At 75.8% G+C, this 5,338-nt stretch carries 6 protein-coding genes and 1 pseudogene; 3 read left to right on the top strand and 4 right to left on the bottom strand.

The window, feature by feature from the left end; genetic code table 11:
• The 3 genes and pseudogenes from AB0J68_RS26310 to AB0J68_RS26320 all read left to right on the top strand — a co-directional run.
• Positions 1-191 (top strand): annotated as a pseudogene (locus AB0J68_RS26310) (sugar kinase); the annotation flags it as partial.
• Positions 192-194: 3 nt separating this feature from the next.
• Positions 195-932, top strand: coding sequence for an IclR family transcriptional regulator (locus tag AB0J68_RS26315; RefSeq protein ID WP_354856105.1), 738 nt, complete (start codon positions 195-197; stop codon positions 930-932).
• Positions 929-1,537 (top strand): bifunctional 4-hydroxy-2-oxoglutarate aldolase/2-dehydro-3-deoxy-phosphogluconate aldolase, encoded by a 609-nt coding sequence (locus tag AB0J68_RS26320; RefSeq protein ID WP_363940899.1) that lies wholly within the window; start codon positions 929-931, stop codon positions 1,535-1,537. Before AB0J68_RS26315 ends, AB0J68_RS26320 begins: the two co-directional genes overlap by 4 nt.
• Before the next feature lie 52 nt (positions 1,538-1,589).
• Here AB0J68_RS26320 and AB0J68_RS26325 read toward each other — a convergent pair whose 3' ends face one another.
• From AB0J68_RS26325 to AB0J68_RS26340, 4 genes are all read right to left on the bottom strand, one after another.
• On the bottom strand, positions 1,590-2,147 hold the full coding sequence (locus AB0J68_RS26325) for a GNAT family N-acetyltransferase (RefSeq protein WP_363940901.1): 558 nt from the start codon (positions 2,145-2,147) through the stop codon (positions 1,590-1,592).
• Positions 2,137-4,191 carry a penicillin acylase family protein gene (locus tag AB0J68_RS26330; RefSeq protein ID WP_363940903.1) on the bottom strand — a complete coding sequence of 685 codons (2,055 nt, stop codon included), beginning with the start codon at positions 4,189-4,191 and terminating at the stop codon, positions 2,137-2,139. The genes AB0J68_RS26325 and AB0J68_RS26330 overlap by 11 nt, the downstream gene beginning before the upstream one ends.
• Positions 4,188-4,991 carry an ABC transporter ATP-binding protein gene (locus AB0J68_RS26335; RefSeq protein WP_363940905.1) on the bottom strand — a complete coding sequence of 268 codons (804 nt, stop codon included), beginning with the start codon at positions 4,989-4,991 and terminating at the stop codon, positions 4,188-4,190. The genes AB0J68_RS26330 and AB0J68_RS26335 overlap by 4 nt, the downstream gene beginning before the upstream one ends.
• Before the next feature lie 23 nt (positions 4,992-5,014).
• On the bottom strand, positions 5,015-5,338 hold a 324-nt coding region (locus tag AB0J68_RS26340), incomplete at its 5' end, for an iron chelate uptake ABC transporter family permease subunit (protein ID WP_363940907.1).

A 5,338-nucleotide genomic window follows, 5' to 3' on the forward strand; every position in this document is an offset into this window, starting at 1 on the left:
CCGGCTACCTGGCCGGGCTGCTGCGCGACCTCGACCCGACGCGGCGCCTGCGCCTCGGCCACCTCGTCGCCGCGCAGGCGCTGGGCAGCCCCGGCGACAACGCGCCACTGCCACCGTGGTCCTGGTTTCAGCGGCTGCTCGACGCGCCCTGGTCACCACCCGACCTGACCGTCGTACGAGCGGAGGGCTGAGGGGTGTCCGAGGGCGTCGACCGGGCGATGCGCGTGCTGGAACTGCTGGCACGCGAGCCCGCGCAGCTCGGTGGTGTGGCCGCCGACCTGGGCGTGCACAAGTCCACCGCGCTGCGACTGTTGCAGACCCTCGAGTCGGGTGGCTTCGCCCGCCGCACCGACGGCGGCTGGACGGTGGGCCTGCGACTGATCGACCTCGCCCAGCAGGCACTGGACTCCCTGGACGTGCGCGCGGTGGCCCGTCCACACCTGGCGGCGCTCGGCCGCGACTGCGGGCACACCATCCACCTGGCACAGCTGGTCGACGACGACCTCGTCTACGTGGACAAGATCGAGGCCCGTGGTCAGGTGCGGATGTACTCCCGGATCGGCCGCACCGCGCCGCTGCACGCCAGCGGGGTCGGCAAGGTGGTCCTCGCGTACCGCCCGCAGCTGACCCGGCTGGTCGAGGGCGCCGCGCTGCGGGCGTACACCCCGGCCACCATCTGCGACCCGGCCGCGCTGCGTGCGGAGCTGGCGGCCGTCGCCGAGCGGGGCTGGGCGGCCGACGACGGCGAGTTCGAGCCGCTGATCACCTGTGTGGCCGCGCCGGTGCGCCACGCCGACGGGTCGGTCAGCGCGGCGGTGTCGGTGACCGCTCCGACGGTGGTGGCCACCCTCGCCGACCTGCGCCTCCTGCTACCCCGTCTGCTGGGCACCACCCAGCAGATCTCCCGTGACCTCGGATGGAGTGGACCATGACCACAGCGGACTTCGAGTACATCTTCGGCGGCGCCCGGGTGATGGCGATCCTGCGCGGCCTGCCGGTCGCCGAGACCGTCCGGCTCGCCGAGCGCGCCTGGGACCTCGGCATCGTCGTGGTGGAGGTGCCGGTGGCCACCCCCGACGCGGTGCCCGCCCTGCGCGCCGCAGTCGAGGCGGGCGCGGCGCGGGACCGGATCGTCGGCGCCGGCACCGTGCTCGATGCCGATCAGGTCGCGGCGGCGGCCGACGCGGGCGCCGCCTTCACCGTCGCGCCCGGTCTGGACCTCGCGATCGCCGACGCCGCCGCCGCGCGCGGCCTGCCGCACCTGCCCGGCGTGGCCACTCCCACCGAGGCGCAGCAGGCGCTGCGGCACGGCCTGACCTGGCTCAAGGCGTTCCCCGCGATCTCCCTCGGGCCGGCCTGGTTCCGGGCCATGGCCGGCCCCCTGCCGCAGCTGCGCTTCGTCGCCACGGGCGGCCTGGACGCGGGCAACGCCGCCGCGTTCCTCGACGCGGGCGTACGGGTGGCAGCCGTCGGCTCGGCCCTCTCCGACCCCACCCAGCTGGATCAACTGGCCAAGCTGACGACCCACCCACGCTGACGCGCCCCCGGGGAAAGGTTCCGGCGGCCGGCGCGTCGCGGGCTCGACCGGCTCAGCCGGTGCCCTCCGGCCGGTCGAGGAAGTGCAGCCGCGCCTGCTTCTCCGGCAGCTCGATCACCGGACCGGCCCGGAACCCGCTGCGCTGCAGCCGCCGCAGCATCCGGTCGTTGCGGACGTCCGGCTCCATCACGACCCGCAGCCGCCCCGGGTCGGCGAAGACGAACTCCAGGATCGCGCCGAACAGCGCGCCGGTGAAACCCCGCTCGGCGCTCACCGGGGGCCCGATGAGCAGGTGGACGCCGATGTCGCCGGGGCGCACCTCGTAGCACCCGCCGACCGGATCGGCCCCCGGCTCGTACGTCTGCACCAGCGCGGCCGGCACCCCGTCGCGGTGTGCCAGGTACGCGTGGTGCGTGGTCAGCGAATCCAGGTACGCGTAGATCTCGTGCACCCGCTCGCGGCTGGCCTCGCGCATCCCCCAGAACCGGGCCCGCTCGGTCGTGACCCAGCCGTGCAGCAGGTCGGCGTCCTCGTCTGGGCGCACCGGGCGGATGGTGACCACCCCGAACCCGGTGACGTCGCGCCGGTAGTGCTGACCGTCAGTGCTCATCGGGCTCCTCGGTGAGGTGGTGCCAGTCCGTGGTCACCGGCAGCAGCTCGCCGGCCAGCCACGCGGGCTGCTGGTCGTCGTGGTGCGGGTCGCCGGGCACGCCGCTGGCGCCCAGCGGGACCACCCACCGGCTGTCCTGGCGGCGGGCCAGGTCCCAGACGAACCGCGCGGCCGGCCCCCGGAAGCACCCGTGAGTGACCCCGGGCACGCTGGAGGTGGCCAGCACACAGTCGTGGTCGCCGTCGAGCCGGGGACCGGGCGCGGCGTCCGGGTCAGGCAGCGCCCGCCAGGCCGCCAACCGGTGCAGGTCACCCCAGCGCACCGGGCCGGCCGCCGCACCGGCGACCTCCTCCGCCGCCGCGCGTACCACCGCCGGCGCGTCGACGCCGGGCAGCGACCTGCCGCCGAGCAGGTGCTCCAGCGCGTAGCCGACCCGCGGCGTCAGCGCCAACCAGGGCGCGAACACCTCGGGGTACGCGGGCGGCTCGGCCAGCGCGGCCAGGGCCGGATGGGCGGCGATCCGGCGGACGACAGCGGCCCGCAGGACGGCGAAGTCCGCCGCGTCGGTGCTGTCGGCGCTCATCCGGTGGTCCCAGCGCAGCAGCCGGTCGCGCAGCGCGGCGGCGGCGGGGCCGAGCCCGGTCAGCCCGTCGAGCACCGCCAGCAGCGGCCCGGCCGAGCCGAGGCGCGTGTCGGTGTGCACGGCGGCCATCTCGGGGGCCGTCCAGTCCCGGCCGGCGTCGAGCAGTTCGGTGATCCGCCGCGCCCGGTGCGGTGGGGCGAACTCGACGCCGAGCGGCGCCGCGAGCCCCCGCTCGTTGGCCATCACCGCCCGGCCGGTCACCTCGGCGCGGGGCATCGACGCGTGCCAGCCGCGCCAGGCGTACGCGGCCTCCCAGGCCGGGACCACCCGGCGGCCGTTGTCCGGATGCCGCAGCGGCACCACCCCGGCGACCCGGTGCAGCAGCCCGCCGGCGGTGTCCGCCGCCTGCACCACGTTGACCGGCTCCACCCAGTGCCGCAGAGCCTCGTCCACATCGGACACGCCACGGGCGCGCAGCAGCTCCGGTAGCGCCGCGAAGCCCAGCTCGCCGCGGACCCGGGGCGGGTAGCGCAGGCTCAGCGCCGTCTCGTCGTCCGGCCCGCCGGCGATCACCGGCCCCCGCTCGGTCTCCACCACCTCCACCCGGACCGGGTCCGCGCCGGCCACCTCGATCGTCTCGACGTGGACGTGCGCCTCGCGCCAGCCGTCCGGGCCGAGCGCCCGCACCCCCGTGCCGTGCCGGCGCAGCCGCTCGGCGTAGACGTCCTGGTAGTCGGCCATCGCGTTGGTGATCGCCCACGCCACCGTCCCGGTGTGGCCGAAGTGCGCGATGCCCGGCACACCGGGCACGGCCAGGCCGACCACGTCGTACTCCGGGCAGGCCAGCCGGATCTGCTGGTAGACGCCCGGGTCCTCCAGAAACCGGTGCGGGTCGCCGGCGAGCAGCGCGGCGCCGGTGGCGGTGCGGGAACCGGCGAGCAGCCACCCGTTGCTGCCGGCGACGGCCGGCCCGTCGGTGGCGAACACCTCGACCGCCGCCGGGCCGAGGCACTGTGCGACGTGCTCGCGCCAGAGCTTGCCGGGAAACCCCGCGAACAGGATGTGGTGCCCCAGCCACACCGCGAGCGGCGTCCACGGCTCCCACCGGCCCGGCGTCAGCCCGACGGCGGCGAACTCCGGTGACCGGGCCGCCCCGGCGGCGAGGCCGGCGTTCACCCCGTCCACGTACGCGCCCACCCACTCGGCGGTCGCCTCGTCCAGGTTGGCGTGGCAACGACGGGCGGTGTCGTCCAGCCGTACCTGGCGGGCGAAGCGGTCCCAGGCGAGCGCGTCGACGCCGAGAAACGCCGCGCTGGTGCCCGCCGACCGGTGCCGTTCCACCTCGATCTGCCACGCCCGGTCGTACGCGGTCACCCGACCCTGCGCCTCTGCGAGGGCCAGCGGGTCGTCGGCGCGTACGTGCGGCACGCCCCACGGGTCGCGGAAGCGCCGCGCGCTCATGCCGGCTCGGTCGCGCGCCGGCGGGCGGCGGGGACGACCAGCGGGGTGCCCGTCTCCGGGTCGTCGATGACCCGGCAGGGCAGCCCGAACACGTCGGCGACCAGATCGGCGGTGACCACCTCGCGGGGGTCGCCGGCGGCCACCACCTTCCCGTCGCGCATCGCGATGAGATGGGTGGCGTACCGGGCGGCGTGGTTGAGGTCGTGCAGAACCGCGACCAGCGTGCGGCCCTGCTCCTCGTGCAGCCGGGCGCACAGGTCCAGGATCTCGATCTGGTGGGCGATGTCGAGGTACGTGGTCGGCTCGTCGAGCAGCAGCAACGGCGTCTGCTGGGCCAGCGCCATGGCGATCCAGACGCGCTGACGCTGGCCGCCGGACAGCTCGTCCACCGGCCGGTCGGCGAGGTCGGCGACCCCGGTGGCGGCCATCGACTCGTCGACGATCCGCTCGTCCTCGCGGGACCACTGCCGCAGCAGACCCTGGTGGGGGTAGCGACCCCGGGCGACCAGTTCGGCGACGCCGATCCCGTCCGGCGCGATCGACGACTGCGGCAGCAGGCCGAGGGTGCGGGCGACCGTGCGGGCGGGCAGGTCGTGGATGTCCCGACCGTCCAGCAGCACCGCGCCGGCGCTCGGGCGCAGCATCCGCGACAGCGCGCGCAGCAGGGTCGACTTGCCGCACGCGTTCGGCCCGATGATCACCGTGAACGACCGGTCGGGCACCGCCACGGTCAGGTCCTCGGAGATGGTGCGCCGGTCGTAGGCGAGGGTCAGCGCGGTGCCGCCGAGGCGGGACGTCATGAGGGCTCCTTCGGAAGGGGTGTTCACAGCCGGCCCGCCCGGCGTTCGACGGCCAACAGCCAGACCAGGTAGCCGCCGCCGAGCACTCCGGTCACCACGCCGACCGGCAGTTGGTGCCCGGTGAACGCGCGCTGGGCCAGCAGGTCGGCGCCGACCAGCAGGGCCGAGCCGAGGGCCATCGACGGCAGCAGGTTGGGGCCGGGCGCCCGGGTCAGCCGCTTGGCCACGTGCGGCGCGACGAGCGCCACGAACGACACCGGGCCGGCGGCGCGCGCCGCCCGCGCGCCCACCCGCCCCCCCCCGGCCGCAGTGACGCGCAAACGAGCGCAAAAAAAACAACAAAAAAG

Source organism: Micromonospora sp. NPDC049580 (assembly GCF_040675595.1).
In the GTDB taxonomy this organism is placed as follows: domain Bacteria; phylum Actinomycetota; class Actinomycetes; order Mycobacteriales; family Micromonosporaceae; genus Micromonospora.